This is a genomic window from Amycolatopsis thermoflava N1165 (assembly GCF_000473265.1).
Lineage (GTDB): Bacteria > Actinomycetota > Actinomycetes > Mycobacteriales > Pseudonocardiaceae > Amycolatopsis_E > Amycolatopsis_E thermoflava.
The window spans coordinates 5,406,483-5,432,137 of sequence record NZ_KI421511.1 but is presented as its reverse complement, the minus strand read 5'-3'; the positions used below and the strand labels follow the sequence as shown (position 1 = coordinate 5,432,137).

Sequence of the window (25,655 nt, the reverse complement as noted above, 5' to 3'; positions counted from 1 at the left end):
AGAGTACGCTGGACGTGGTGAAGGCGCAGTGGGTTTTCGACGGTGGCCGCCCGTGTCTGGACCTGGTGAACACGCTCCGGGACCGGCACCGCGGCGGCCGTGAGCTGCTGACCTCGCCGTCCGCGCTGGTCGAGTGGCTGGTGCTCGCCGGTCTGCTGCCCCGGCCGGTGACCGCGTCGGCGGACTCGCTCGCGTCGGTGATCGCGCTGCGGGAAGCGGTCGACCGCGTCGCGCGGGGCGCGGGCCGGCCCGCTGATGTCCGCCTGCTGAACCGGCACGCGCGCAACGCGCCGGTGCCGCAGTTGCGTATCGACGGCAACGGCGTCGCGCACCGGCGGTTCGACGCGCCGGACCCCGTCGCAGGCGCGTTCGGCACGCTGGCGGTCGACGCGATCGACCTGGCGACCGGCGAGGCCGACGTCCGGATCTGCGCCTACGACGACTGCGGGCTGCGGTTCGCGGACACCTCGCCGAAGCGCAACCGTCAGTGGTGCTCCATGGCGCGCTGCGGAAACCGGGCGAAGGCACGCGCCCACTACGCCCGCACCCGCGGCCGTTGACGCTCTTCCGCCCCTCCTTGTAGTTTGAAATGCACGTTTCAGAGAGGTGGTGGCGGATGGGTGCGCAACGGACCGCGCTGGTGACCGGTGGCGCCACCGGCATCGGCGCCGAGATCACCTCCCGGCTGGCGGCCGATCGGATGACCGTCTTCGTGGTCCAGCGGACCGAAGAGGACGCGAGCGAAGGCCGGAAACTCTTCGCGGAGCACCCGTTCGCCGAGCTGATCCAGGTCGGCGCGCACGACCTCGCCACCGGCGGCGGCTGCCGGGACGCGGTGGCCGAGTGCGTGCGCCACTTCGGACGGCTCGACGTCCTGGTGAACAACGCCGGTATCAGCGGCTACGCGGCCTTCGGGCCGGTGGAAAGCGCGAGCGACGACCTGATCGACCGGATCGTCGACACCAACCTCAAGGCGCCGCTGCGCCTGGCCCGCGAGGCGTTCGCCCAGCTCGTCCTGAACCAGGGCGTGATCGTCAACATCAGCTCGATCGCGGAGTTCCAGGCCCAGCGCGACGTGCCGACGTACGTGGCCAGCAAGGCCGGGCTCGGCGGACTGACCAGGGCGCTGGCCTGCGACCTCGCCCGGCACGGGGTCCGCGTGGTCGGCGTCGCGCCGGGCGACATCGCCACCGGAACCAGCCGCAGCTCGGACTACACCGCCGCCGTCGGGCTGGTGAAGGAAACCCCGCTCGGCTTCGCCGGGGATCCGGCGGACGTCGCCGGCCTCGTGGCCTGGGTGGTCTCGTCCGAGGCCCGCTACGTCACCGGCACGACGATCGTCGTCGACGGCGGGCGCACCGCGTTCTGACGCGGCAACCGGCGGCGCCCCGCACCCAGGGACGCCGCCGGCCGGTCACCTCAGTGACCGCCCCCATGGGATGCCCCGGGGTGGACGTGGAACCGCGCCACCTCGGGCGGGTGCACGACGAACGGCCGCATCATGCCTTCGTCCTCGTGGTCGAGGATGTGGCAGTGGTACATGAACTCGCCGGTCGCCCCGGTGTGGTGCCCGGCCACGCTCACCCATTCGCCAGCCTGGATTTGGAACGTGTCCTTCCAGCCCTCTTCGTACTTCTCCAGCGGCCTGCCTGCACCGGGCACCGGCAGCGGCGCGGGCGTCCCGCCGGCGGCCGTGTCGAACCCGATCACGTTCCCGGCCGCGTCCAGCGGGTAGGCGCGGCGGGTCAGGACCTGGAACTCGGCCAGGTGGATGTGCATCGGGTGGGTCGGGCCGCCCAGGTTGACGAAGTTCCAGATCGCCCACCGGTCGTGGTCGATGAAGAACGTAGTGGTGTCGTCGAACAGGCTCGCCACCATCCGGAAGGTGCGCACCGCGCCGTCCGCGGGATCGGTGAGCTGGATGAACCCCTCGGCCGGGAACCGCGCGGGCAGCTCCGCCGGGTCGGTGACCTCCTGCAGTTCCCACATTTGCGGGTGCGGCTCGCCCGCGGTGCCGGGCGGGACCAGCGCGACGAAGACGTGGTCGTGGTCCTCCGGCACCGTCGTCCCGTGGTGCAGCCGCACGTACGACCGCGAAACGACCTCGGGCAGCGTGAACTGGTCGTGCCGTTCCCGGTTCTCGACGCGGAACTGCATGACGTCCGGCTCGGTCCGGTCGGCCAGCGTGTCTCGCAGGATCAGGTTCTGCCCCTGGTACCGGCTGAAGTCGATCAGCACGTCCGCGCGTTCCGCGGGCGCCAGCACCAGGCCCGCCGCCGGGAACGCGGCCGGCGCGGGCAGCAGACCACCGTCGGTGCCGATGATCCGGACGCCGTCGTTGTTCACCGCGCCAGTCTCGTCGACGAGGTTGAGCCGGTAGAACCGCGAGTTCGACGCGTTCAGCAGCCGGAACCGGTACCAGCGCGCGTCGACGTCGAGATACGGCCAGATGACCCCGTTGACCAGCGTGAACGGCCCGGTGAACGGGATCGGCACCGTCGGCCCGTCAGGCCCGGCCGGCGTGATGAACGGGATCTTGAACAGCAGCTGCCCGGTCAGCGCGCCGGTGGCCGGGTCGGTGTCCAGGTTGCGGTCGGCGATGATCAGCGGGATCTCGCGGTCGCCCGCGGGCAGGCCGAGCGCGTCCTCCTCGCCGTCGCGGATCAGGTACATCCCGGAGAGCCCGGCGAACACGTTGAAGCGGGTCACCGCCATCGCGTGGTCGTGGTACCAGAGCGTGGCCGACTGCTGGCCGTTCGGGTACTCGGCGAGCTGGGACGCGCCGCGCAGCACCGCGTTGTGCGCCCAGCCGTCGTTGCCGCCGCCGGTGCGCGCGCCGTGCAGGTGCACCACGGTCCACGCGGGCAGCGCGGACACGCCGTCGATGATCTCGGCGCCCGGCTGCGGTGTGCCGTCCGGGTTGCGCCAGCCGGGCGTGCGCACCGGCGCGGTGATGTCGGCGAGTTCGGCGTGCTGCTGGACGGCGACCACCGGGATGGCGCCGTCGATGTCGTTGCTCCAGCTGACCCGCAACTGCTTGCCGCTGCGCACTTCCACCGTCGGGCCCGGGAACTGGCCCTCGTAGGCCCACACCTCGGTTTCCGGCAGCTGGCTGTGCAGCCGGACCCGCGAGCGGACCATGTTGACGGTGATTTCGTCCTGGTGCCACCAGGAGTGCGGCCGGATCAACGGCGGCACCCGCAGCGGGTCGGCGAACTTCGTGAGGCCGAATCCCGGCCCGGTGAGCGTCGCTGCTGGTTGCGTGATGACGTCGGTCATGAAGTCTTTCCCCCCAGAAAGCCCCCAGTTCGGCCGGACCATCCCGGCCCTTGCTGGAACAGAGGGCGCCGGGGGTCAGCTGGATACACGCTCCCGCGGTTTCGCCGGAACCGGCGCCGGAACCGCGACCGCGCGGGCGATCGTGATCAGCAGGCCGACGTCCGCGGCGAGCGCGAGCCGCTGGCTCAGCCCGACGGGCAGCACGCCCGGAACCAGGTAGCTCACCCCGAACAGCAGCACACCGCCGAGCGTCAGCAGCGTCAGCCGCACGACCGCGGGGTGGGTGCGCAGGCCGGCGGGCAGGGTCCAGCCCAGTGCGGCGAGGCTCAGGAACGCGGTGGCGCAGGCGTATTCGTGGATCTGCCCGCTCACCGGGTCGAACCTTTCCGGGTAGCTGGCGGGGAAGAACGCGGCCGCGACGAGCCCGGTGGACCAGGCCCAGAACAGCACCTGGGTGGTCCGGCTCAGCCGGTGGCCCGCGGCCTTGAGCGCGGCCAGCAGTGCGACGGACCCGACGGCGATCGCGATCATGCTTGCGCCGAGCAGGCCGACCCCGCCTTCGGCGAGCGCGTAACTGGACAGGGTGTCCGACACGGGGTTGCGGCCGCTGACCACGTGCAGGATAAAGGCGGTGAACAGTCCCCAGCCGATCGCCACGTTCGCCGCGAGCAGCCAGGGCCGGGCTCTTTCGGAAATCCCCATGGAAGCAGCTTTCCGCCGCGCGGCCCGCGGAAGATCCGGAGAAGTCCCCGATCTTTCCCCTAGGGTCGCCCGAACTCGACGAGCACCAGCGCCTGGTCGTCGTGGCGCTTGGCCCGCGGCCACCGCGTCCCGTCCGGATCGCCGTCCTCGGCCGCTCGGACGCTGTCGAGCACCGCGTCCACACCGCGGGCGCGGGCCAGCCGCAGGGCTTCGGGCCAGGTGAACAAGCCGTATTCGTCGACACCGCAGGACACCCCGTCGGTGGCGAGCAGGACGGCGTCCAGCGCGGCGCGCGGCCAGCTGCGGGTCAGCGCGTGGTCCGCGGCCGACGGATCGGCTTCGGCGACCCAGAACCCGCCGGGCCGGTTGCGCAGCGCCCGCACGGCCTGCTGCGTCCGCAACCGCCCCGCACGGCGCAGAGTGGTCAGCCGGTCGTCGGCGAGCACGTCGGCCGACTGTCCAAAGGCGACGATCGGGCTGTCCGCCAGCACCAGGGCGTCCACCCGGTCGTCGTCCCAGCGCAGCATCGCCACGGTGCTGGACGGGGACGATCCGGGGCGCAGGCCGTGTTCCCTTGCCACAGCGGCGATCGCTCGTGCCAAAGCGGGACGGAGATCGCCGGGCAGTTCCCGTTCGAGCTGCGCCGCGAGGCGTTCGGCGTACCAGCCGCCGGAGGGCTGGTCCGGGTCGGCGGAAGTCGCGCCGTCGAGCACCGCGACGGCCCGGTCGAGCACCACGACGCGGTCCTCGGTGGGGCGCGGGCGGCCGTCGAGGCCGACGCCGGGCCGTTCGGCCACGTGGATCACCAGTCCGACCCTAGCCGTCAACCGTGGTTGACACGGTGGCGGTGTCAACGTAGGTTGACGTCATGACGAAGGCAACCGATCTGGCCGCCCGCGCGGGCGACCGCGATCCCCAGGTCGGCCTGCGTGCCGTGGCCGCGCTGCGGCGGCTGCTCGAACAGCTCGAAGCCGTGCAGGTGCGCAGCGCGCGGGCACAGGGCTGGTCGTGGCAGGACATCGCGGCCGAGCTGGGCGTGAGCAGGCAGGCCGTGCACAAGAAGTACGGGAGGCAGTGATGTTCGAGAAGTTCACCGCGGACGCCCGCGAGGTGGTCGTCGAGGCGCAGCAGGACGCGATCCGCCTGGATTCGGAGCGGATCGACCCGCTGCACCTGCTGGTCGCGCTGCTGCACTTCCCGGAGAGCAAGGCCGCCCGCCTGCTGACCGGGTTCGGCGTGGCGCTGGACGACGTCGCCGCCGAAACCGCGCGCGTCCGCCGCCGGGGCGGGATCACCGAGGCCGACGCCGAAGCGCTCGGCGAGTTCGGCATCGACGTCGACGCGATTCTCGACCGCGTCGAGCAGGCGCACGGACCGAACGCGCTCGCCGGTGGCGCCGGTGGGCGGAAGCGGCGGCACATCCCGTTCGCCGACGAGTCGAAGAAGGTGCTCCAGGTGTGCCTGAAGGAGGTGATTTCGCTGGGGGGCAAGGAACTCGGGAGCGAGCACATCCTGCTCGCGCTCACCGCGCTGCGCGGACCCGCCGCCGACGTGCTCGCCAGGTTCGACGTGGACGCGCGGCGGGTCCGGCAGGCGCTAGCGTGACTCGCGCCAGGTGACGTGGGGGAGGAGCGCCTGCGTGAGGGGCCCGATCGCGAGCGCGTAGAGCACGGTCCCGGCGCCGACCGTGCCGCCGAGGAACCATCCCGCCGCCAGCACGGTGAGTTCGATGCAGGTGCGCACCGTCCGGACGGACCAGGTGTTGCGGGCGGCGAGCCCGGTCATCAGCCCGTCGCGCGGGCCGGGGCCGAGCCGGGCGCCGACGTACACCGCGGTCGCCACGGCGTTGAGCACGACCCCGCCGAGCAGCAGCGCGATCTGCCAGCCCAGCGCGTGCTGGTCGGGCAGGACGGCTCGCACCAGGTCGACGGTCACCGAGATGACCAGCACGTTCATCACGGTGCCAAGGCCGGGGCGCTGCCGGAGCGGGATCCACAGCGCGAGCACACCAATCGAGGCGATGGCGACGACGGTGCCGAAGCTGAGCCCGGTGCGTGCGGCCAGTCCCTCGTGCAGGACGTCCCACGGGGACAGGCCGAGCCCGGCGCGCGTCATCATCGCCATGCTCGTGCCGTAGAGGGCGAGACCGCCCATCAGCTGGGTGAGCCGGCGCGCTGGGCTGACGGAGACGCGCACCGGCCGAAGATCGATTGCAGTCACGGCGACCACTTTGCGGCCAGTTGGACTGGATAACCAGAGCCAATCCGCGATAATTGGCTGTCATGGACCCCATCGGCCGGATTTCGGCCCGCAGATTGGCCCTTGTGCTGGGAATGTGGCGTCGCAGTGGTTCGCGTCACGGGGCGGCGGACCTCGCGGCGGCGATCGAGCTGGGCGTCCTCGACGGCCAGCTGCCCGTCGGCACCCGGCTGCCTTCGGAGCGGGAGCTCGCCGAGGCGCTGGACGTCAGCCGCACCCTCGTGGCGGCGGCGCTGGACCGCCTGCGCGACGCGGGACTCGTGGCCAGCAGGCGGGGCGCGGGCTCGTGGATCACCAAGCCGCGGGGGAGGGCGCCGGAGTCCGTGTCGCCGGACGTGCCGCAGGCGATCGACCTCGTCAGGGCGGCGACGCCGGCGGCCCCGGGGGTGCTGGCCGCGGTCGACCGCGCCCGGCTGCTGCTGGTCGACGAGCTGGGGCGGCACGGCTACACCGGCACCGGCCTCCCGTCCCTGCGCGAGCGCATCGCCGCCCGGTACACCGCGCGCGGCCTGCCCACCTCGCCGGGGCAGATCCTGATCACCAACGGCGCGCACCACGCGTTCGTCCTGGTGCTGCGGATGCTGACCCACCCCGGCGACCGGGTGCTGGTGGAGCAGCCGACGTACCCGAACGCCCTGGACGCGGTCCGCGCCGCGCACACGACGCCGGTGCCGGTGGCGCTCGGCGAGCACGGGTGGGACCTGGCGGGGGTGGAGGCCGCGGTGCGCCAGACCGCGCCCCGGCTCGCGTACCTGATCGTCGACTTCCACAACCCGACCGGCTACCGCCTCGACGCGTCCGGGCGGGCGGAACTGGGGGCGCTGCTGGCCCGGACGCAAACGCATGCGGTGGTGGACGAGACGTTCGTCGAGCTGGACCTGGAGGGTGATGACGGGCCGCCGCCGCTGGCCGCGTTCGCCGGGGACTGGGCGATCACGGTCGGCACGGTGTCCAAGTCGCACTGGGGCGGGCTGCGGATCGGCTGGATCCGGGCGCCGGAGGACCTGGTGACGCGCCTGACCTCGGCGCGGTTCGCGTCGGACCTGGGGTCGCCGGTGTTCGAGCAGCTGGTGCTGGCGGAATTGTTCGACGCGGGCGACCCGGATCCGGCCGCGCGCCGGGCAGTCCTGCGTTCCCAGCGGGACGCGCTGACCGAGGTCCTGCGGCGGGAGCTGCCGGACTGGCGGTTCCGCGTGCCGTCCGGTGGCTTGTCGTTGTGGTGCCGCCTGCCGGAACCGATGAGCACGCGTCTCGCGATCGCCGCGGCCAACCACGGTGTGCAGATCACGCCCGGTTCGAGGTTCAGCGCCCAGGGCGGGCTGGAGCACTGGCTGCGGATCCCGTTCGCACAGCCGGCGGACCGCCTCGCCGACGCCGTCACGCGGCTGGCGCTGGCGGCCGCCTCGGTGCGAGTCCAGCCCGCGGACGATCTGCCGGTGGCGTGACGAGGTCCGGAAGAACAGCCGGTGCGCTGGTCGTCCGTCCGCCGCTCCAGGGAGGAAGTTCGGCGGAGACGTCCAGCGCACCGGCTGCGGGACGCCCGGCCCGGATCGCTCCGGGCCGGGCTCCACGGTGACCCGCCGGCACCGCCCCTCGACGTGCCGGCGGGTCATCGCGGCTAGGCGCGCATCGGGCTTCTGCTCGGCGCGGTGAGCGGAAGCTCTCGACACGTGCCCGGTGGGGCCCCGGCGTCGCGGGGGCATCGCGACGCCGGGACCAGCGCCCGATCCGGCCAGGCGCGGTTGGCCGGTCGGGAAGTCTGGGATTCGGCCCTCGGGCGGCAGAGATGTGCCCCGGGTGGACCCGGTAGTTGATCTTGTTGTGGACGCGGGTCGCCTGTGTGAACGGGTTTCGCGTCAGTCGGGCGAGGTGGGCGGCAGGCCCGCTACCGTGCCCATACCCACGAAACCGCTGGTCAGCGCTCCCACGATCGGCTGAACCGGGTCGGCGGAGGCACGCGGGCCGAGGACGGCCAGCAGGTCGCGGCCGCCGTTGCCGGGATCGTGGGAAACGGTGATGACGACACCGGGATCACCCGGGTCGGTGGGTGCCGGAGCCGGCGGGGCGTTGTCTGCGCGCGACGGGTCCGGAATGTTCTGGTCCTGAACCGGCGCTTCTGCCTGCTTGACGGCGGGAGCGTGGTGCGTGACGGCGTGCACGGGCGCGGGGGCCGGTTCGGCGGGGGGCTGGGCGGGAGGTTCGGCCGGAGCCGGGGGCGCGGGCGCAGGGTCGGTGACGGCCGGCTCGCTGTCCACCGCTCCGGTCTCGGCCGGTTCGGACCGCTCGGGTGTCCCGGGGGTGATCGTCTGGACGGTCTCGTCGACGATTCCGGTGATCGGCTGCGTCGCTTGGTCAGCCGTTTCGGTGACGGTCGTCAGTGTCGATTCCGCCGTATCGGTGACGGCCGAAAGTGTGGTGTTCACCGTGTCGGTGACGACGTCGACGAGTCCGGTCACCGTGCCGAGGAGGTTCGGCTGCTGTTGCGTGGCGACGGTGTCCGGTTCGGACGGCGCCTCGTCGGCCGCGGCCGAGGGCGCGCCCAGTACCGCGGTGAGCAGCCAGCCCGCGAGCACGAATCCGCCCGCGAGCAGCAGCTTGAGTTCGACCGGAAGTGGTCGCGCGGAGTGGCGCGCGCTGATCGCGTCGCGCATCGCCACCACCACCGTCCACGAACGACTACGGAAAGTTTCTTCCGGCCTGGTCATCAGGTGTGCTGATCCCAGCCTGATTTCTCCTGCCGGTGGCGAGTGTTTCACCTCGAAAGCGATCGATCCAGCCCCGTACGGCGGAACCCTGATTCCGCCTTCCGAGTGTCTGTTGGTTGGGCGATCACGCAACGTGTGCGTAGTTTTACTCAACTTCTCGCCTACCAGCGGTTTTCGGGAGCTTTCGCGCGGGTTGGGCCATCTGAATCGCGACCGGTGATCGCGAGGGGTGCAATGACCGAAATCGAACTGATCGAGTTGCTGGCCCGGGCGTGGCGCGGCGACCAGAGTGCGTGGTCCGCGTTGGTGCGCGGGTTGTCGGTGGTGGTGCTGCGAGTGGCGCGGGCGCACCGGCTCGGTGACGCCGACGCGTTCGACGTCTGTCAGAACACGTGGGTGTCGCTGGCGCAGCTGCGGGAGCTGCGGGAGCCGGCCCGCCTACCCGCCTGGCTGGCGACGACGGCCCGGCGGCAGGCGCTGAGGGTGCTGGAGTCGAGGCGGCGGGAGATTCCGGCGGAGTGCGACCGGGCCGACGAGCTCACCCCGGAGCGCCAAGTGCTGACCGGCGAACGGGACGCGCTGCTGCGCCGGGCGGTGGCCCAGCTACCGGCCCCCCAGAGGCGCCTGGTGGAACTCCTGATGCAAGACCCACCAGCGACGCACGCCGAAATAGCCGCCGAGCTGGGCATCGCGATCGGCAGCGTCGGCCCGACCCGCCGCCGAGCCCTCGACCGCCTCCGCCGCTACCTGGAAGCCCACGGCTACGACCACGCCTGAGCGCGGACCCGAGCCGACTCGCTGGGCCCGGCGGCGCACTGGACTCCGGCCGCCAGGTGCCGGAGCCCAGCGTGCAGCCGACCGCCTGGACGGGCTCCCCGGCTCCGGCTTCGCCGCGCTGGCTCCGGCTTCGCCGCGCTGGCTCCGGCTTCGCCGCGCTGGCTCCGGCTTCGCCGCGCTGGCTCCGGCTTCGGCGCGCTGGCTCGGCCGGCACTCCGGCTCCGGCACTCCAGCTTCGCGCGCTGGCCCGGCTGGCACTCCGGCGTTTCGGTTTCGGACGCTCCGCCCTCCCGACGCTGCGGCGCTCTGACCTTAGGACGCCGTGGGCTCCCGGCGTTGCAGGCTTCCGGCGCTACGGGTGCTGCCGCCTTCCGGTGCGCCAGCTCTCCGGCTCTGGGCGCTGTCGCCGTTCGGCGCTCTGGCTTCCGTGCGCTGAGGCCACTGCGACCGCTCGGCAGGCCGGCTCTGGGGGCTGTCGCCTTTCGGCGCTCCCGCCTCTGGGCGCTGCTGCTTCCCGGCGGTGCCGCCACTCGGCGGGCCAGCTTTGGGCGTTGCCGCCGTTCGGCCCTCTGGCTCCGGGGCGCTGGGCCTCCCGGCGCTGCGGCCCTTCGCGGGCCGGCTCTGGGTGCTGCCGCCTTTCGACGCAACAGCTTCTGGGCGCTGCGGCACTCCCGGCGGTGCGCCACTCGGCGGGCCGGCTTTGGGTGCTGCCGCCTTTCGGCGCTCCAGCTCCTGGATGCTGCGCCTCCTGGCAGTCCGGGTCTCGGTGTTGCAACCCGACGCCCTAGCTCCCGACACCGCAGCTCCCGACGCTCCGGCTCTCGGCTCAGGGGGCCTCTCGGCTCTGCGCGCTGTGGCCTCCGGCGCTGCGGCCTTCCGCTTTCCGGCTTCCCTGCGGCGGCCTCCCGGCGCTGCGGTGCCCTGCAACCTTCCGGTTGTGCGGGCCTCCCAGCGCTCCAGCCTCCCGACCCCCGGTGCGCCCCGCCCGTCCGCAACCTCGCGGTGCACCCACCGCCTGCGATCGCGCCCGGGCTCGCCTTTCGCGCCGATGCGCCGCCCCGTTCCACCGAACCGCGGTCAGGCCAGCTTGTGCAGCCGCTCGATCGCCTCGTCCAGCACCTCGTCCCGCTTGCAGAACGCGAACCTCAGCACGTGCCGCCACTCCGCCGGGTTGTCGGTGAACACACTCACCGGCACGGCCGCCACACCGACCCGCTCCGGCAGTTGCCACGCCAGTTCGGCGGCATCCGTGAAGCCCAGCGGCCGCACGTCCGCGCACACGAAGTACGTGCCGAGGCTCGGCCGCACCGCGAAGCCCGCCGCCGCGAGGCCCGCCGACAACCGGTCGCGTTTGGCCGCCAGCGAGGTCCGCAGCGACTCCACCCACGCCAGTTCGTGGTCGAGCGCGTGCGCGACGGCCGGCTGCAGCGGCCCGCCGGACACGAACGTCATGAACTGCTTCGCCGCCCGCACCGCGGCCACCAGTTCCGGGCTGCTGCACACCCAGCCGATCTTCCAGCCGGTGCAGTTGAACGTCTTGCCCGCGCTGGAGATCGACACCGTCCGGTCGCGCATCCCCGGGAACGCGGCCAGCGGCACGTGCTCGGCGTCGTCGAAGACCAGGTGCTCGTACACCTCGTCGGTGACCGCGATCAGGTCCCGTTCGCGGCACAGGTCGGCGATCGCCGACAGCTCCTCGCGCGTGAAAACGGTTCCCGTCGGGTTGTGCGGCGAGTTCACCAGGATCGCCCGCGTCGCCGGGGTCACCGCGGCGCGCAGCGCGTCGAGGTCGAGCGCGAACCGCCCGTCGGCCCCCTCGACGAGCGAGACCACCCGCCGGGTCGCTCCCGCCATCGCGACCGCCGCCGCGTACGAGTCGTAGTACGGCTCGATCACGATGACCTCGTCGCCGGGCTCGGTCAGCGCCAGCAGCGCCGCGGAGATGGCTTCGGTGGCGCCGGCGGTGACGAGGATCTCGTTGTCCGGGTCGTAGGACAGCCCGTAGCGGGCCCGGTGACGTGCGATCGCCGCCCGCAGCTCCGGCCGCCCTGGCCCTGGCGGGTACTGGTTCGCGCCGCCGAACAGCGCGTTCTTCGCGGCGTCGAGCATTCCGGACGGTCCATCGGTGTCCGGGAAGCCCTGGCCGAGGTTGACCGCTTCGGTGCGCACGGCGAGTGCGGTCATCTCCGCGAAGATGGTCGACGTGAACGGCCGCAGCCGGGGTACGAGAGCTGGTTCGCGCATAATGGCCGATCCTCACGGACAATGGGGTCGTGGAGCAACTGACCCCCGCTGACATCGGCCTTCCCCCGGTCCCGGACCAGGAGGGCAAGCGGCGGGCGCTGCGCCGGATGAAGCTGGTGGCGCTCGCCTTCCTGCTCGGCGCGACCGTGATCTTCCTGTTGACGACGTGGGCGCAGTCGGCAGGCTGGCCGGGCTGGGTCGGCTACGTGCGGGCCGCCGCCGAGGCCGGCATGGTCGGCGCGCTGGCGGACTGGTTCGCCGTGACCGCGCTGTTCCGGCGACCGCTCGGCCTGCCGATCCCGCACACGGCGATCATCCCCAGCAAGAAGAACATGATCGGCAGCAGCCTCGGCGAGTTCGTGGGCACGAACTTCCTGTCCGAGCAGGTGGTCCGCGACAAGCTGCAGCGCGTCCAGGTCTCCCGGCGGTTCGGCGAGTGGCTGGCCAAGCCGGAGAACGCCGAGCGGGTCACGTCCGAACTCGCCACCGTCGTGCGGGGTGTCGTGACGGTGCTCAAGGACGAGGACGTGCAGGCCGTCATGGAGCAGGCGGTGGTGCGGCGGGTCGTCGAGCAGCCGTGGGGCCCGCCGCTGGGCAAGCTGCTGGAGCAGGTCTTCGCCGACGGCGCGCACTACAAGCTCGTGGACCTGATGTGCGACCGCGCGTACGAGTGGGTGCGTGACAACCACGCGACCGTGCTGCGCGTGGTTTCCGACCGTGCCCCGAGCTGGTCGCCCAAGTTCGTCGACGCGATGCTGGCCGACAAGGTGTACGGCGAGGTGCTGTCGTTCGCGTGGGCCGTGAAGACCGACGTCAACCACCCGATGCGCTTGGCCCTCGACAAGTTCCTCGGCGAGTTCGCCCAGGACCTGCAGAACGACGCGGAGACCATGGCTCGCGCCGAGCAGGTCAAGCAGCAGATCCTCGACCACCCCGACGTGCAGAAGCTGATTGGGTCGGCGTGGAGCACCGCGAAGGGCATGCTGCTCAACGCGGCCGAGGACCCGTCCAGCGAGCTGCGCCGCCGGGTCCGCGAGGGCCTGCGACACCTGGGCGAGCGCCTGGTGTCCGACGAGGGCCTCGGCGGCAAGGTGGACGGTTGGGTCCAGGGCGCCGCTGCCTACGTGGTGCGCAACTACTCCACCGAGATCACCACCATCATCACCGACACGGTCGAGCGCTGGGACGCGGAGGAGACCTCGCGGAAGGTCGAGCTGCAGGTCGGCCGGGACCTCCAGTTCATCCGCATCAACGGCACCGTGGTCGGCGCGCTCGCCGGCCTGGTGATCTACACCGTGGCCCAGCTGCTGTTCTGACCCCATCGCGTTCCGAAGGTTCCGCCCCACGCGCACGCGCGACGCTGAGCAACGCGGCCGTTGGTGGCATCCGAGCGCGTCCGGCTGCCGCCCCAGGGCTGTGGAGGCCTGACCGGCAGGCGGAACTGAACAGCAGGTGCCCCTAATCGTGTGGCGTTGCCGTTCGGCTAAGCGCTGACCTGCACCTTTCTGGGTTGTCCACAGGTGGACCAGTTGTCCACAGGCCTGCTGTGGGCAACTCCACTGGGTGTTCAGGCCCGGCGTTGGCGCCAGCTGCGCGCCTTCTCCCGGTTGCCACACACCTGCATGGAGCACCAGGTGCGTGAGCGGTTGCGGGACTCGTCGTAGAACGCCCAGCGGCAGTCGTCGGCCGGGCAGATCTTCACCCGCGCCCACTGCCCGAGCACCGCCAACCTGGCGGCCGCGGCCATCACGGCACCGACCGCGTCGTGCGTGACCAGAGCCGGCCCACCGGACGACAGTTCGATCGTGACCGGTACCGCCAGTGGCGGCGGGTCCACGGTGTCGCCGACCGCAGCACGTAGGGCTGTACGGGCGGACCGCGCCGCGGACACCGGGCTTGCTTCCAGCCCGCGTTCGTGACTCCAGGCGCGCCAGGTGGCTGCGTTCGTGAGCACATCAGTGTCGTCCTCCACGTCGAGGGTGTTGAGGAAATCCACCACGAGGGACACGTCCGTCGAGCTCACGTCACCAGTGTAAGCCGGACGGTGGTTGCGGACGTGTCGCGTAACTTGCATACTCCTTTCACTGGTTATCTGCTCGCTGGCCGTTCGAATGCTGGGAGGAATCGCATGGGTGCCGTTCCGAAACTGGGCGCGATCGTTCTCGACTGCCCGGATCCGGTGGAACTGGCCGGGTTCTACGCGCGGTTGCTGGACCTGCCGCAGCCGAAAGCGGACGACGACAGCTGGGTGGATCTCGACGGTCTGGACGGAGTGCGGGTCTCCTTCCAGCGCGTCGAGTCCTACCGTGCGCCCGCGTGGCCGGGGCAGGATGTTCCGCAGCAGCTTCACCTCGACCTGGACGTCACGGATCTCGAAGCGGCTCACAGTCGCGCCTTGTCACTGGGGGCGAAAATGCTCGACCAGGCGTCGACGTTCCGGGTCTACGCCGATCCGGCCGGTCACCCGTTCTGTCTCTGTGCGTGCTGACCTCCTGAATATCTAGTCGAGGGGTTCTGTTGGACCGGGTGGCCGATCCGGTCCGTGTCCCCCGGGCCTCACCTCATCGCCGTCACGGAACACCAGTCCGGCTGGAGTCGTGTCGCACCTTCCGCCGAGAGGCGACCGCCGGATCGTCCGCTCGAACCCTCAGCCTGTGTCACCCCGCTCACGCTGGGGGTTCTTGCTATGCACGGGGTGTATAGACAGCGACTGTACACCGTGTGTATAGTTCTGTCCATGGCGATCGGACAAACACTTCTCGGCCTGCTTGAGGCGGGCCCGCGCCACGGCTACGAGCTCAAACGCGCCTACGACGCGCGTTTCGGGCATGACCGGCCGTTGCACTACGGGCAGGTGTACGCCACGCTGGCGCGTCTGCTCCGCAACGGGCTGGTGACCGAGAGCGGGGTCGAGCCGGGCGGTGGTCCGGAGCGCAAGAGCTACGCGATCACCGATGCCGGGATCACCGACGTCGAGCAGTGGCTGAGCACTCCGGAGAAGCCGGAGGCGTACCTGCAGAACACCCTGTACACCAAGGTTGTGCTCGCGTTGATGTCCGGCCGGGACGCGGCGACGGTGCTCGACACCCAGCGCGCCGCGCACCTGAAGGTCATGCGCGAGCTGACCCGCCGCAAGGCTGAGGGCGACCTCGCGGACACGCTGATCTGCGACCACGCGCTGTTCCACCTGGAAGCGGACCTGCGCTGGCTCGAACTGACCGCGGCCCGTCTCGACGAGCTCGCCCGGCAGGTGCGGGCATGAGCCTGCTCAGCGCCACCGGGCTGCGCAAGTCGTTCGGGCCCACCGAGGCGCTGCGGGGCGCCGACTTCGAGATCGACGCGGGGGAGATCGTCGCGGTGATGGGACCGTCCGGGTCCGGCAAGTCCACGCTCCTGCACTGCCTGGCCGGGATCATGCCGCCGGACGACGGCCAGGTCGTCTACCGCGAGCGCGACCTCGCAAGCCTGTCCGACGCAGACCGGTCTTCGTTGCGCCGCAGCGAGTTCGGATTCGTCTTCCAGTTCGGACAGCTCGTTCCCGAGCTGTCGTGCCTGGAGAACGTCGCGCTGCCGCTGCGTCTGGGCGGGATGAAGCGCAAACCGGCCGAGGCGTCGGCGCGGACGGCTCTCGACCGGTTCGAGCTCGGTGACCTCGCCGGCAAGCGGCCCGGTGAGGTGTCCGGCGGCCAGGGGCAGCGGGTGGCGATCGCACGGGCCTTGATCACCACGCCGAAGGTCGTCTTCGCCGACGAGCCGACGGGAGCGCTGGACTCCCTCAACGGCGAACGCGTGATGCGCCTGCTCGTGGCGGCGGCGAAGGAGCTGAGCACCGCGGTAGTGCTGGTCACGCACGACGTTCGGGTCGCGGCGTACTCCGACCGCGAGGTCATCGTCCGGGACGGCCGGACACCGGAGCGGGTGGCCGTTCCGTGAGCTGGCTCAACGACTTCGCACTGGGCTTCCGGCTGGCCGTCGGGGGCGGCCGGACGTTCCGTGCCAACTTGCCCCGCCTGGTGCTGACCACGATCGGCATCGGTCTGTCGGTGGCGATGCTCCTGCTGCTCGCGAGCACCACCAAAGCCTTGGGCGAGCGGAGCGATCGCATCGCCGGGCGCGAACCGGCGACCGTGGACGGGCCCGCGTCGCTGTACCTGTCCTCCGACGTCACCCCGGTGGGAGACCGGACGTTGACGATCACCTGGCTGGAACCTGTAGGCCCGGATGCGCCGGTTCCGCCCGGTCTGGCCACGCTTCCGCAAGCCGATGAAGCAGTGCTTGCGCCGGCGCTCGCGGAGCGGCTCGCGGTGGATCCGTTGCTGCAGCAGCGGTTCCCAGGGCGGGTGGTCGGTGCCATCGCGCCGGACGGGCTCGCCGGGCCGGACGAGTTGTTCGCCTACGTCGGCGCCACCGGCATCCGAGCCGCGAACGGGGGAGTCGCGGTCGCCGGTTTCGGGGCGGACCCGGCACCGGACGCCTCGTCCCCGCAGCTGATCTTCCTGCTGATCGTCGGCGTCGTCGTGCTGCTCATCCCGATGCTCGTCCTGCTCAGCGCCGCGGGTCGGATCGGCGGTGCGGAGCGCGAGCGCCGGCTGTCCACGCTCCGCCTCGCGGGCGCGCGACGCGGGCAGGTGCACCGGATCGCCGCCGGTGAGTCACTGGCCGGCGCCTTGGCCGGTGGTGCGCTGAGCCTGGCCATCTACCTCGCGGTGCGCGGGTCGGCCGCGGGGCTGGAGTTCGAAGGGATCACCGTCTTCCGCCCGGACTTCGTGCCGGGCTGGCCACTGGGGGTGGTGGTGGCCCTGCTCGTCCCCATGCTCGCGATCGGGCCGGCGTGGTTCGGGTTGCGGCGGCTCGTCGTCGAACCGCTCGCGGTGCTGCGCAACGCGAAGTCGGAGCGCAGACGGCTGTGGTGGCGGCTGGTCCTGATCGCGCTCGGCGTCGTGCTGCTGCTGCCGGACAAGCTCCTGGGGGTGTCGTCCCGTCCGGGTAGCACCCTGCCGTTCCTGCTCGCCGGGTCGACGTTGCTGCTGATCGGCGTGCCCGCGGTCATGCCCTGGATCACCGACTTCGTGGTGCGGCGGATCCGGGGCGGGAGCCCGGCGTGGCAACTGGCCGTCCGACGGCTGCAGCTCGACAGCGGCACGCCGAACCGTGTCGCGGCAGGAGTGGTGGTCGTGCTGGCCGGGGTCATCACGCTGCAGACGATGATCGGTTCGGCCGCCGCGGACGCGGACCGCCCTCGGGCCGCCACCGGCGCCGGGAATCTCAGCGTCACCGACAATGCCGAAGCGGAGGCGATGCGCCTGCTCGACGGGACGTCCGGGCTGGTCGGCGCGTACCCGATCCAACGTCTGGCGGCGAGCCCCGGGACCGGCAGGCCGGTGGAGTTGCTGGTCGCGCCGTGTCCGGTGCTGGAGCACCTCTTCGGAACATCAGGGTGTGTCGACGGTGCCGTGTACGTCGTGGCCGGGGCGGGCGTGCAGCCGGGATCGACCATGAGGGTGGACGAGGTGCGGTTCACGGTTCCCGCGGATGCGGCGACCGCCTCTCCCGGTGCCGCGGGCGTCGCCCACGGTGTCGGTCTGGCCGTCACACCGTCGGCCGCGAGCGCGCAGCACCTGCCCGGCGGCGGGCGGATGATCGAGCTCCTGCTCGCTCCAGGCGAGCCGGGTGCAATGGACCGGATCAGGGCCACGCTCGGCCCGCTCGGGTGGCAGGCGACGGCTTATAGCGAAGACGAGTACTACGGCGGGGGAGACGATTTCCTGACCGCGGTCAACGGCCTGCTCTACACCGGCGGACTGCTGGGACTCGTCATCGCGGCGGTCAGTCTGCTGGTGCTGCTGGCCGGGCAGCTGAGCGAACGGCGGAGGGCCTTCGCGGCGATGCACGCGTCCGGTGTGCCGCTGCCGGTCCTGGGACGGTCGCTGCTCTGGCAGAACGCGATTCCGCTGGTGTTCGGGGTCGTGGTCGCTGTGGCGGTGGCGATCGGCACCGGCGCCCTCCTCGTGCGGCTGCTGGGCGCGGACATCAGCCTGCACGTGGACGTGGGCTTCATCGGTGTCGCCGCCGTGACGGCGGTGGCCCTGGTATTCGCGGTGACCGGCGCGGCGTTGCCCGCGCTCCGGGCGGTCACCAGAGTGGAGGCGCTGCGAGCGGAATGACGAGCTCCGGGCGGGAACCCGGCGTACCTCACCCCCGACCGGCCGGATCATGCGTAGGGTGGCATACGTGATTTGTCCGAAGTGTCAAAACGTGATGCGGACCGTCAACAAGAACGGCATCCACATCGAGCAGTGTGAAGGCTGCCGGGGCATCTTCCTGGACCGCGGCGAGCTGGAGCAGATCGTGGGCGCGGAGAGCGCTTACTACGGCGGGCCCGCCGCTGCTCCACCGCCGTACCAGGGGGCCGGGCACACCGCGCCGTACCGGGATTCGCCCCGCCCGTACGGCGGCCACGGGCACACCGACTCGCCCCGGCCGTACCGGGGTGGGCACGGCTACTCCGATTCGCCCCGCCCGTACCAGGGTGGTGGCTACTACTCGGATTCGCCGCGCCCGTACGGGCACCGTGGTCACCGCAAGCGGAGCTTCCTCGAGCAGCTCTTCGACTGACACATGCCGGAAGCGATGCTGGATCCCCGCATCTGCCCTCGATGCGGGGACCTGGCTGAAGTCCCGGCCGTGGAGGGCGACGTCCGGTTGTGCCACCGGTGTGGTCACCGTTGGTCCTTCCGCCGGTTGCCGCTGTTCGCCCTGACCGGGCCGAGTGGGGCGGGGAAGTCGACGGTCGGTCCGGCCCTGGTCGAGCGGCTCGGCGGTCGGGTCACGGCGCTGGAGCAGGACGTGCTGTGGGTGGCCGGCCTCCGCGACGACGTGAACGGGCACCCGACGTTCCGGGGCACCTGGCTGCGGATGGCCGCGATGGTGCACCAGAACGGTCGGCCGGTCGTGCTGTGCGGCACCGTGGTGCCCCCGGAGTTCGAGACGCTGCCCGAGCGCGCGCTGTTCAGCGAGATCCACTACCTCGCGCTCGTGGCCGAGTCGGAGGTGCTCGCCCGGCGGCTCCGGGCCCGCCCGGCCTGGCGCGGCTGGGACGAACCCCGCATCGCCGAGATGCTCGAGTTCAACACGTGGCTGCGCAAGAACGCCGACACGCTGGACCCGCCGGTCACCCTCTTCGACACGACGACCGCGCCACTCGACGCGAGCGTCGAGCACGTCGCGAGCTGGGTCGAAAGCCGGCTGCCTTAGCGCGACGGCCGATGGTGGCTCGCGGCCGGGGGGCTGTGTGCGGGGTGGCCGGGGGCGCTGTGTCGCGGCGCTGGGCGGTAGGCGTTGGCGACGGCGCGCACACCGCTGGACAGGGGGCGGCGCGTGGTGCGCCGAGCGCTGGCAGTCGGTGGTCGCTGCGCGGTGGGCGGGGTGGTGGCTGTTGGTGGTTGCTGACGTGGTGCGCGGGGCGCTTGCATTCGGTAATTGCCGGTTCGATGCGCGGAGTGCTGGCTGTCGGTGGTTGCTGGCGTGGTGCGCGGCGCGTTGGCGTGCGGTGGTTGCTGGTTTGATGCGCGGTGTGCTCGCTGTCGGTGGTTGCTGGCGTGGTGCGCCGAGCGCTTGCATTCGGTAATTGCCGGTTCGATGCGCGGAGTGCTGGTGTCGGTAGTCGCTGGCGTGGTGCGCGGCGCGTTGGCGTGCGGTGGTTGCTGGCTCGGCGCGTGGAATGTTGCCGGTCAGTGGGTTGCTGGTGTCGTGCGGGAAGCTTGCGTCGCTGGGTGCTGGCGTGGTGCGTGGGGGGCTGGGCATCGGTGGTTGCCGACGGGGAGGGTGTCGGGAGCTAATCAGGGTGGCCGCTGGCTGGGGGTGCCTCGTACCGCCCAGCGGCAGTCGTTGGCGGGGTGCGCCGGGCGGGGTCGTCGCCGGCGGGGGCGGCGAGTGTCGGCCGGCAGTAGTCGCCGTCAATGCGCCGGATCTCGGCTGGGTCGGTGGGCAAGCGGTGTCGCCGGTGGGGTGCTGGGCGCCGCGGGGTCTAGTGCAGTGGCCAGCGGTAGTCGCCGTCGGGGTCGTCCAGCCAGAATTCCTGGTGCTGGGGCGTCACGGTCATCCCGAACCGCTGCCGGGCGGGCTTGCCGAGCGCGGTCCACTGCCGGTGGGCGGCCTCCGTCAGGTCCCACAGCCGCCGCGGGCCGCCCTGCGTCACTGTCGTCCGGTCGGCGTGCGTTGTCACCCGTGCCCAGGAACCGTCGCTGTGCAGGAGGAACGCGTCCTCGCCGCGGAACACCGGCACCACCCCCGGCAACGCCAGCCCGGCGAAGAACTCGAACCGGCTCGACGGGTGCAGGACCACCTCGGCCGACAAGTCCGTGGCACGCACGGGCCCGGAGATCTCCGGTAGCGACACCGGATCCGGGAGGCGGTGCGCCCGCAGCGGCATGAACCGGCCGTCGCGGCTCAGCACGCGGCCCCGGGCAACCGGTCCGGGCATCACGATCAGCCGCACCAGGCCGGCGCCGATCGGGCGGTTCAGGGTGGTCACCACGATCGCCCCGCGCGTCGCCTGCTCCAGCCACGCGACCGGCACCTCCGACACCGCGCACGTGCACAGCACGCGGTCGTACGGTGCACCCGCCGGGAAACCGTCCGCGCCGTCCTGGACCTCGACCGCCGGGTGGTACCCGCACAGCGACAGGCGTTCCGAGGCGAGCCGCACCAGCTGCTCGTCCACATCCACAGTGGACACCAGCGACGAGCCGAGCCGTTCGGAGAGCAGGGCGGCGTTGTAACCGGTGCCGGTGCCGATCTCCAGCACCCGGTGCCCGCTGTGCACCGACAGCTCCTCGAGCATCACCGCCATGATCCCCGGCATGCTCGACGAACACGTCGGGTTGCCGCGCACCACGCCCTGCCTGCGAGCGCGCTCCCACGCGAGCGGATCGCCGTCGAGTTGCGTCACCAGGACCTGGTCGGCGTAGACGTGGTCGAGCCAGTCCTCATCCGTGCGGTCGACGGCGCGCCAGCCACCGGGCTGGGATAGGAAGTACCGGGGCACGAAGGCATGCCGCGGCACCCGCCGGAACGCGTCCAGCCAGGCCGGATCGGTGATCATGCCGTCCCGGCGCAGCGACTCGGCCAGCTGGCGCCGGCGACGTGCCGTGCTGTGCACACCCCCACCGTAACGGGTGACTCAAGTAACACCCGATGGTTGCAAGCAGGGTGCTTGCAATAGCTAGCACCCGCGCGTACCGTAGGAATCGTCGCGAGGAGATGGACTGACATGTCGGAGGACAACGGCCACGAGAACTCGGCGGGCGGACCGGTGGAGAAGGTCGCCGACATCGCCTCCGGGATCGGTGAGTACATCCGCCAGCAGCGCAACAACGCGAAGATCTCCTTGCGGCAGCTGGCAAAGCTCGCCGGAGTGTCCAATCCGTACCTGAGCCAGATCGAGCGCGGGGTGCGCAAGCCCAGCGCGGAGATCCTGCAGCAGATCGCCAAGGGGCTGCGGATTTCCGCGGAAGCGCTCTACGTGCAGGCCGGAATCCTCGACCTGCCCAACGGTGGACCGGTGACCGACGCGATCCGCGCGGACGCCGAGCTCACCGAGCGGCAGAAGCAGGTCCTGCTCGACGTGTACGAGTCGTTCCGCCGGGAGAACGCGGCGGCGGGCGGCGATCGAGGACAAGCAACCGTCATCGCCAAGGAGTGAGCACAATGCCCAGCACCAAGACCGCCATCGAACAGCTCCGCACACCGCTGCTGGCCGCCCTGGGCGCCGGCAACCTGGCCGGCCAGGCCGTGGTCGACGCCGTGGGCAAGGCCCGCGAGCGGGTCGTCGAGGGCAGCGAGGTGGCGCGGAAGAACATCGAGGAGCTGCCGACCGAGGTGACCACCCTGCGGGAGAAGCTCGACCCGGCCGAGCTGCGCAAGCTGATCGACGAGTACACCGAGGCCGCGCTCAAGCTGTACAACAAGCTGGCCGAGACCGGTGAGCAGGCGTGGGACAAGTTCCTGGCCGAGCCGCGCGTGAAGAGCGTGGTCGAGCAGGTCGAGGAGGCGCTGACCACCGCGCAGGAGCGGGTCGGCGAGGTGAGCACCGAGGCGCGCGAGAAGGTCGAGGACGTGCTCGGCCTGGTCGCGAAGCGGACCCGCGCGGGTGGCGAGAAGGTCGCCGAGGCGGCGGACGACGTCGCGGACAAGATCGAGGACGAGGTCAAGGAGGAGCAGGCCAAGCCCGCCCCCAAGACCGCCACGACGAAGGCCCCGGCCGCCCGCCGGACCACGACGCCGGCCAAGCGCCCGGCGAACGCGACCACGCCGAAGACGACCAAGTAGGCCAAGGCGGACGCCGATAGTGGCGGCCAGCGTGCGAGAGGCGCGTGCCTGGGCCGCCACTGGAAGCATGGTGGGCGCCGACGGTGCGCGGCCACGATGCGTGAGGTGCGTGCCTGGGCGGTCACTGGAGGCATGGTGGGTGCCGATGGTGAGTGGCCGCCTTGCGTGAGGTGCGTGCCTGGGCGGCCACTGAGGCAAGGTGGGCGCCGACGGTGAGCGGCCACCATGCGCGGGACGCATGTCGAGGCGGCCATTGGAGGCACCGTGGACGTCGACGGTGGGCGGCCACGATGCGCGTGCCTGGGCAGTGACTGGAGGCATGGTGGGCGCCGGCAGTGGGCGGTCATCTTGCAATGAGGCGGATGTGTGGGCTGCCAGTGGAGGCATGGTGGGCGCCGATGGTGGGCGGCCACGACGCGTGAGGTGCGTGCCTGGGCACTGACTGGAGGCATGGTGGGTGCCGATGGTGGGTGGCCGCCTTGCGTGAGGGGGATGCGTGGGCGGTCACTGGAGGCATGGTGGGCGCCGATGGTCAGTGGCTCACCATACGCGAGGCGCATGCCGGGGCAGGCACTGGAGGCAAGGCGGACGCCGACGGTAGCGGGCCCACCGTGGTGAAGGGGCGCGCTGAAGGTAGCCAAGGCGTATAGGCAACACACATGCCCACCGGCCGTGCCGAACAACGCTCGGCACGGCCGGTGGGCTTTGTCGTGTCGGGCTGCCGCGCCAAGGGGCTTGCCGGAGGCTCGGCGTGGCGGGTGGGCTTGTCGGGCTGCCGGGCGGGTGGGACGGTGCCGTGAGGCTGCGCAGGCTGCGCGGGGTGAGCGGGCATGGGAGGTGTTCGGGCCGACCGCCGCTGTCGGGCGGCTGGAGGCATCGGTGCGGGAGGCGGGGGCCCCAGGCCGGGACGGCGGTGACGGTCCCGGGCGTTCGTGGCATTCTGGACACCGGGGATCCGACGGCGGGGGCGAAGGGACGTAGGCTAGGAACGTGCCGTTCATCGCGTACTGGATCATGCAGGTCATCAGCTGGGCAGGCACGCTGGTGGGCCTCGGCGCGTTCGTGCACGCCCTTCTCCAGCGCGCGGACGCCTACCACGCCGCGGACCGCAAGACCAAGCCCATCTGGCTCGCCATCACCGGCGCCGGCACGGCCGCCATGGGGCTGTTCGGCTTCGGGGGTGCGGGCAGCCTCTTCTGGCTGGCCGGCATCGTCGCCGTCCTCGTCTACCTCGTCGACGTGCGGCCACGGCTGATCGAGGTTCAGCGCGGCGGCAAGAACTGGTGAACGGGCTATTCCCTATCCTGACGGCGTGAGGACCTGGAGCATCGCCGGGACGCTGACCGTCCACCCGGCCGCCGAACGCACCGACCTGCTCGCCGAGCCCGTCGCCAAAGCACTGGCCGCCCTCGACGCCGACAGCGTCGGCGCCGTCGAGATCGATCCCGAACTCGCCGACACCGCCGCGTTCTGCGAGGCCTACGGCTCGCCGCTGAACGCCTCCGCGAACTGCGTCGTCGTCGCCGGGAAGCGGGCAGGCGAGGTCCGGTTCGCCGCCGCGCTGGTGCTCGCCACCACCCGCGCCGACGTCAACGGCGTCATCAAGCGCCGCCTCGACGTGCGCAAAGCCTCCTTCGCCCCGATGGACGAGGCCGTCGCCCTCACCGGCATGGCCTACGGCGGCATCACGCCCGTCGGGCTGCCCGCGGACTGGCCGATCCTCGTCGACAAGGCCGTCGCCGACTCGCCGGAACTCGTCATTGGCAGCGGCATCCGCGGCGGGAAACTCCTGGTCACCGGCGACCTGCTCGCGTCGCTGCCCGGCGCCGAGGTGATCGACGGCCTGGCTAAACCGGTCGCGTAGACATCGTCGCCCGGCGCGACAACGTCAGGCCCCGCGGCACGGCGAACCGCTCCAGCAGCGCGAACACGCCCTCGCACACCAGGGCCAGCACGATGACCGCGAGCCCGCCCGCCAGGATCTCGCCGTAACCACCCGCGCCCTGCGCGAACCCGTCCACGATGAACCGGCCGAGGCCGCCGCCGTCGTTGACGATCGCGCCGATCGCGACCGTCGCCACCAGTTGCAGGAACGCCACCCGCGCGCCCGCGAGGATCACCGGCAACGCCAGCGGCAGCTCGATGCGCAGCATGATCTGCCCCTCCGTGTGCCCGATGCCGCGCGCCGCGTCCACGGCCTCCGGCTCCAGCGACACGACCCCGGCGTAGGTGTTGGTGAACAACGGCGGCAGGGCCAGCGCCACCAGCGCGAGCAGCAGCGGCCAGAACGACGTGTCCACCTCCCACCGGCTCGCCAGGTACCAGAACAGGATGATCAACCCGAAGCTCGGGATGGCCCGGCCGATGTTCACCGCACTGCTGGCCAGGAACGCGCCCCGGTGGTAGTGGGCCAGCACCAGAGCGGGCGGCACGGCCAGCGCGGCGGCGATCACCAGCGACAACGCCGAAAAGCCCAGGTGCTCCAGCGTGCGGTACGGGATGCCGGCCGGGTCGGTCCAGCTCCACCGGCCCGGCTGCCCCAGCCAGTCCAGCGCCTGCTCGAACGCGTTCACGCCCGCCCCGCCTTCCGCGCCCACGGGGCCAGCGCCCGCTCGCTCAGCCACAACAGCGCGTCCACCAGCACCGCGAGCACGATCGACAACCCGATCCCGACGATGATCGCCGTCGGGTTCGGCGTGGTCGTCTGGATGCCCTGCCGGATGAAGAAGCCCAGCCCGCCCATGCCGAGCATCGCGGTGACCGTGACCAGCCCGATCGTCGTCACGGCCGCGACCCGCAGCCCGGCGATCACCACCGGCAGCGCCAGCGGGAACTCGACCTGCAGCAACAGGCGCAGCCGCGTGAAGCCCATGCCGATCGCGGCCTCCCGGACCTCCGCGGGCACCTGCTGGATGCCGGTCACGATGTTGCGCAGCAGGATCAGCAGCGTGTACGTGGCCAGCGGGATCACGGCCGTGGTGAACGACAGCCCGAAGAACGGCACCAGCAGCGCGAACGCCCCGAGGCTCGGGATCACGTACAGGGCGCCGGCCGCGCCCAGCGCGACCGCGTAGAACCAGCGCCAGCGCAGCGACAGCACGGCCAGCGCGACCGACACGACGAGCCCGATCGCGAGCGCGGCCGCCGTCAGCGCCAGGTGCTCGCCGAGGCGCTGGACGATTTCGTCCGCGTTGCGCTCCACCCACCGCCACTCGAACAGCGGCCGGTCGGTGGCGGCCAGCACGTACTCGCTCACCGGGCGAGCATACGGGCGGTGACCGACACTGACGGGCGGACGATCTCACTATGTGGTTTCTGTCGGTGCCCGCGGATAGGGTCGCTGGCGACGAACAGCACTGG

27 protein-coding genes are annotated in these 25,655 nt (G+C 71.6%); 17 read left to right on the top strand and 10 right to left on the bottom strand.

Annotated features, from left to right (window positions below):
- Positions 1-14 precede the first annotated feature (14 nt).
- Complete coding sequence (locus AMYTH_RS0126680; protein ID WP_027932830.1) at positions 15-560, top strand: CGNR zinc finger domain-containing protein; 546 nt, start codon at positions 15-17, stop codon at positions 558-560.
- 56 nt (positions 561-616) lie between these two features.
- Positions 617-1,369 carry an SDR family NAD(P)-dependent oxidoreductase gene (locus AMYTH_RS45750; protein ID WP_051362824.1) on the top strand — a complete coding sequence of 251 codons (753 nt, stop codon included), beginning with the start codon at positions 617-619 and terminating at the stop codon, positions 1,367-1,369.
- A gap of 50 nt (positions 1,370-1,419) precedes the next feature.
- Here AMYTH_RS45750 and AMYTH_RS0126670 read toward each other — a convergent pair whose 3' ends face one another.
- The 3 genes from AMYTH_RS0126670 to AMYTH_RS0126660 all read right to left on the bottom strand — a co-directional run bounded on the left by AMYTH_RS0126670 (position 1,420) and on the right by AMYTH_RS0126660 (position 4,787).
- On the bottom strand, positions 1,420-3,279 hold the full coding sequence (locus AMYTH_RS0126670; protein ID WP_084022682.1) for a multicopper oxidase family protein: 1,860 nt from the start codon (positions 3,277-3,279) through the stop codon (positions 1,420-1,422).
- Positions 3,280-3,354: 75 nt separating this feature from the next.
- A complete protein-coding gene (locus AMYTH_RS45745; protein ID WP_037322694.1) occupies positions 3,355-3,981 on the bottom strand; it encodes a DUF998 domain-containing protein in 627 nt (208 codons plus the stop codon).
- Between the two features lie 59 nt (positions 3,982-4,040).
- Positions 4,041-4,787 (bottom strand): protein phosphatase 2C domain-containing protein, encoded by a 747-nt coding sequence (locus tag AMYTH_RS0126660; RefSeq protein WP_027932828.1) that lies wholly within the window; start codon positions 4,785-4,787, stop codon positions 4,041-4,043.
- Between the two features lie 62 nt (positions 4,788-4,849).
- Between AMYTH_RS0126660 and AMYTH_RS0126655 the strand changes: the two genes are divergently transcribed.
- Positions 4,850-5,059 carry a helix-turn-helix domain-containing protein gene (locus tag AMYTH_RS0126655; protein WP_020419540.1) on the top strand — a complete coding sequence of 70 codons (210 nt, stop codon included), beginning with the start codon at positions 4,850-4,852 and terminating at the stop codon, positions 5,057-5,059.
- Complete coding sequence (locus AMYTH_RS0126650; protein WP_017986344.1) at positions 5,059-5,586, top strand: Clp protease N-terminal domain-containing protein; 528 nt, start codon at positions 5,059-5,061, stop codon at positions 5,584-5,586. Before AMYTH_RS0126655 ends, AMYTH_RS0126650 begins: the two co-directional genes overlap by 1 nt.
- On the opposite strand, the gene yczE is transcribed toward AMYTH_RS0126650, so the two are convergent.
- The gene (gene yczE / locus AMYTH_RS0126645) at positions 5,578-6,201 is read right to left on the bottom strand and encodes a membrane protein YczE (RefSeq protein ID WP_037324065.1); all 624 of its coding nucleotides are present in this window, start codon (positions 6,199-6,201) and stop codon (positions 5,578-5,580) included. The two genes, AMYTH_RS0126650 and yczE, sit on opposite strands and share 9 nt — an antisense overlap.
- 62 nt (positions 6,202-6,263) lie before the next feature.
- Between yczE and yczR the strand changes: the two genes are divergently transcribed.
- Entirely contained in the window at positions 6,264-7,685 is a 1,422-nt protein-coding gene (yczR, locus tag AMYTH_RS0126640; protein WP_037322692.1) for a MocR-like transcription factor YczR, read from the top strand.
- Between the two features lie 411 nt (positions 7,686-8,096).
- On the opposite strand, the gene AMYTH_RS0126635 is transcribed toward yczR, so the two are convergent.
- A complete protein-coding gene (locus tag AMYTH_RS0126635) occupies positions 8,097-8,891 on the bottom strand; it encodes a hypothetical protein (RefSeq protein WP_228684971.1) in 795 nt (264 codons plus the stop codon).
- A 288-nt stretch (positions 8,892-9,179) separates the two neighbouring features.
- On the opposite strand from AMYTH_RS0126635, the gene AMYTH_RS0126630 reads away from it, so the two are divergent.
- Positions 9,180-9,722 (top strand): RNA polymerase sigma factor, encoded by a 543-nt coding sequence (locus AMYTH_RS0126630; protein WP_027932824.1) that lies wholly within the window; start codon positions 9,180-9,182, stop codon positions 9,720-9,722.
- A 1,077-nt stretch (positions 9,723-10,799) separates the two neighbouring features.
- On the opposite strand, the gene AMYTH_RS0126625 is transcribed toward AMYTH_RS0126630, so the two are convergent.
- A complete protein-coding gene (locus AMYTH_RS0126625; RefSeq protein WP_027932823.1) occupies positions 10,800-11,966 on the bottom strand; it encodes a pyridoxal phosphate-dependent aminotransferase in 1,167 nt (388 codons plus the stop codon).
- Between the two features lie 29 nt (positions 11,967-11,995).
- Between AMYTH_RS0126625 and AMYTH_RS0126620 the strand changes: the two genes are divergently transcribed.
- Positions 11,996-13,282, top strand: a complete 1,287-nt coding sequence (locus AMYTH_RS0126620; RefSeq protein ID WP_027932822.1) for a DUF445 domain-containing protein — start codon at positions 11,996-11,998, stop codon at positions 13,280-13,282.
- Between the two features lie 251 nt (positions 13,283-13,533).
- Here the strand turns inward: AMYTH_RS0126620 and AMYTH_RS0126615 are convergent, their stop codons facing one another.
- Complete coding sequence (locus AMYTH_RS0126615) at positions 13,534-13,989, bottom strand: CGNR zinc finger domain-containing protein (protein WP_027932821.1); 456 nt, start codon at positions 13,987-13,989, stop codon at positions 13,534-13,536.
- 105 nt (positions 13,990-14,094) lie between these two features.
- Between AMYTH_RS0126615 and AMYTH_RS0126610 the strand changes: the two genes are divergently transcribed.
- From AMYTH_RS0126610 to AMYTH_RS0126585, 6 genes are all read left to right on the top strand, one after another.
- On the top strand, positions 14,095-14,454 hold the full coding sequence (locus AMYTH_RS0126610; RefSeq protein ID WP_027932820.1) for a VOC family protein: 360 nt from the start codon (positions 14,095-14,097) through the stop codon (positions 14,452-14,454).
- A 249-nt stretch (positions 14,455-14,703) separates the two neighbouring features.
- Positions 14,704-15,228 carry a PadR family transcriptional regulator gene (locus AMYTH_RS0126605; RefSeq protein WP_027932819.1) on the top strand — a complete coding sequence of 175 codons (525 nt, stop codon included), beginning with the start codon at positions 14,704-14,706 and terminating at the stop codon, positions 15,226-15,228.
- Positions 15,225-15,899: an ABC transporter ATP-binding protein gene (locus AMYTH_RS0126600; RefSeq protein WP_027932818.1), complete on the top strand. Its 675-nt coding sequence runs from the start codon at positions 15,225-15,227 to the stop codon at positions 15,897-15,899. Before AMYTH_RS0126605 ends, AMYTH_RS0126600 begins: the two co-directional genes overlap by 4 nt.
- The gene (locus AMYTH_RS0126595) at positions 15,896-18,130 is read left to right on the top strand and encodes an FtsX-like permease family protein (RefSeq protein ID WP_027932817.1); all 2,235 of its coding nucleotides are present in this window, start codon (positions 15,896-15,898) and stop codon (positions 18,128-18,130) included. The genes AMYTH_RS0126600 and AMYTH_RS0126595 overlap by 4 nt, the downstream gene beginning before the upstream one ends.
- 49 nt (positions 18,131-18,179) lie before the next feature.
- Complete coding sequence (locus AMYTH_RS0126590) at positions 18,180-18,581, top strand: TFIIB-type zinc ribbon-containing protein (protein WP_081617646.1); 402 nt, start codon at positions 18,180-18,182, stop codon at positions 18,579-18,581.
- A 15-nt stretch (positions 18,582-18,596) separates the two neighbouring features.
- Positions 18,597-19,220 carry an AAA family ATPase gene (locus tag AMYTH_RS0126585; RefSeq protein ID WP_209440789.1) on the top strand — a complete coding sequence of 208 codons (624 nt, stop codon included), beginning with the start codon at positions 18,597-18,599 and terminating at the stop codon, positions 19,218-19,220.
- A gap of 772 nt (positions 19,221-19,992) precedes the next feature.
- Here the strand turns inward: AMYTH_RS0126585 and AMYTH_RS0126580 are convergent.
- Positions 19,993-21,126, bottom strand: coding sequence for a methyltransferase domain-containing protein (locus AMYTH_RS0126580; protein ID WP_027932815.1), 1,134 nt, complete (start codon positions 21,124-21,126; stop codon positions 19,993-19,995).
- 111 nt (positions 21,127-21,237) lie between these two features.
- On the opposite strand from AMYTH_RS0126580, the gene AMYTH_RS0126575 reads away from it, so the two are divergent.
- The 4 genes from AMYTH_RS0126575 to AMYTH_RS0126560 all read left to right on the top strand — a co-directional run bounded on the left by AMYTH_RS0126575 (position 21,238) and on the right by AMYTH_RS0126560 (position 24,159).
- Positions 21,238-21,669: a helix-turn-helix domain-containing protein gene (locus AMYTH_RS0126575; RefSeq protein WP_020419556.1), complete on the top strand. Its 432-nt coding sequence runs from the start codon at positions 21,238-21,240 to the stop codon at positions 21,667-21,669.
- A 5-nt stretch (positions 21,670-21,674) separates the two neighbouring features.
- The gene (locus AMYTH_RS0126570; RefSeq protein ID WP_027932814.1) at positions 21,675-22,295 is read left to right on the top strand and encodes a membrane protein; all 621 of its coding nucleotides are present in this window, start codon (positions 21,675-21,677) and stop codon (positions 22,293-22,295) included.
- A gap of 990 nt (positions 22,296-23,285) precedes the next feature.
- Entirely contained in the window at positions 23,286-23,582 is a 297-nt protein-coding gene (locus tag AMYTH_RS0126565) for a DUF2516 family protein (protein ID WP_017986361.1), read from the top strand.
- Positions 23,583-23,607: 25 nt separating this feature from the next.
- A complete protein-coding gene (locus AMYTH_RS0126560) occupies positions 23,608-24,159 on the top strand; it encodes a YbaK/EbsC family protein (protein WP_020419558.1) in 552 nt (183 codons plus the stop codon).
- Here AMYTH_RS0126560 and AMYTH_RS0126555 read toward each other — a convergent pair.
- Both AMYTH_RS0126555 and AMYTH_RS0126550 read right to left on the bottom strand, forming a co-directional pair.
- A complete protein-coding gene (locus AMYTH_RS0126555) occupies positions 24,143-24,892 on the bottom strand; it encodes an ABC transporter permease (RefSeq protein ID WP_037322691.1) in 750 nt (249 codons plus the stop codon). The two genes, AMYTH_RS0126560 and AMYTH_RS0126555, sit on opposite strands and share 17 nt — an antisense overlap.
- Positions 24,865-25,551 (bottom strand): ABC transporter permease, encoded by a 687-nt coding sequence (locus AMYTH_RS0126550; RefSeq protein ID WP_027932812.1) that lies wholly within the window; start codon positions 25,549-25,551, stop codon positions 24,865-24,867. The genes AMYTH_RS0126555 and AMYTH_RS0126550 overlap by 28 nt, the downstream gene beginning before the upstream one ends.
- Between the last annotated feature and the right edge of the window lie 104 nt (positions 25,552-25,655).

Excerpts from the sequence above, each read along its gene's own strand:
- AMYTH_RS0126670 (WP_084022682.1), bottom strand. The coding sequence starts at position 3,279 with ATGACCGACGTCATCACGCAACCAGCAGCGACGCTCACCGGGCCGGGA.
- AMYTH_RS45745 (WP_037322694.1), bottom strand. The coding sequence starts at position 3,981 with ATGGGGATTTCCGAAAGAGCCCGGCCCTGGCTGCTCGCGGCGAACGTG.
- AMYTH_RS0126655 (WP_020419540.1), top strand. The coding sequence starts at position 4,850 with ATGACGAAGGCAACCGATCTGGCCGCCCGCGCGGGCGACCGCGATCCC.
- AMYTH_RS0126585 (WP_209440789.1), top strand. The coding sequence starts at position 18,597 with ATGCTGGATCCCCGCATCTGCCCTCGATGCGGGGACCTGGCTGAAGTC.
- AMYTH_RS0126575 (WP_020419556.1), top strand. The coding sequence starts at position 21,238 with ATGTCGGAGGACAACGGCCACGAGAACTCGGCGGGCGGACCGGTGGAG.
- AMYTH_RS0126610 (WP_027932820.1), top strand. The coding sequence starts at position 14,095 with ATGGGTGCCGTTCCGAAACTGGGCGCGATCGTTCTCGACTGCCCGGAT.
- AMYTH_RS0126605 (WP_027932819.1), top strand. The coding sequence starts at position 14,704 with ATGGCGATCGGACAAACACTTCTCGGCCTGCTTGAGGCGGGCCCGCGC.
- AMYTH_RS0126590 (WP_081617646.1), top strand. The coding sequence starts at position 18,180 with ATGCGTAGGGTGGCATACGTGATTTGTCCGAAGTGTCAAAACGTGATG.
- AMYTH_RS0126635 (WP_228684971.1), bottom strand. The coding sequence starts at position 8,891 with ATGCGCGACGCGATCAGCGCGCGCCACTCCGCGCGACCACTTCCGGTC.
- yczR (WP_037322692.1), top strand. The coding sequence starts at position 6,264 with ATGGACCCCATCGGCCGGATTTCGGCCCGCAGATTGGCCCTTGTGCTG.
- AMYTH_RS0126650 (WP_017986344.1), top strand. The coding sequence starts at position 5,059 with ATGTTCGAGAAGTTCACCGCGGACGCCCGCGAGGTGGTCGTCGAGGCG.
- AMYTH_RS0126600 (WP_027932818.1), top strand. The coding sequence starts at position 15,225 with ATGAGCCTGCTCAGCGCCACCGGGCTGCGCAAGTCGTTCGGGCCCACC.
- AMYTH_RS0126630 (WP_027932824.1), top strand. The coding sequence starts at position 9,180 with ATGACCGAAATCGAACTGATCGAGTTGCTGGCCCGGGCGTGGCGCGGC.
- AMYTH_RS0126625 (WP_027932823.1), bottom strand. The coding sequence starts at position 11,966 with ATGCGCGAACCAGCTCTCGTACCCCGGCTGCGGCCGTTCACGTCGACC.
- AMYTH_RS0126570 (WP_027932814.1), top strand. The coding sequence starts at position 21,675 with ATGCCCAGCACCAAGACCGCCATCGAACAGCTCCGCACACCGCTGCTG.
- AMYTH_RS45750 (WP_051362824.1), top strand. The coding sequence starts at position 617 with ATGGGTGCGCAACGGACCGCGCTGGTGACCGGTGGCGCCACCGGCATC.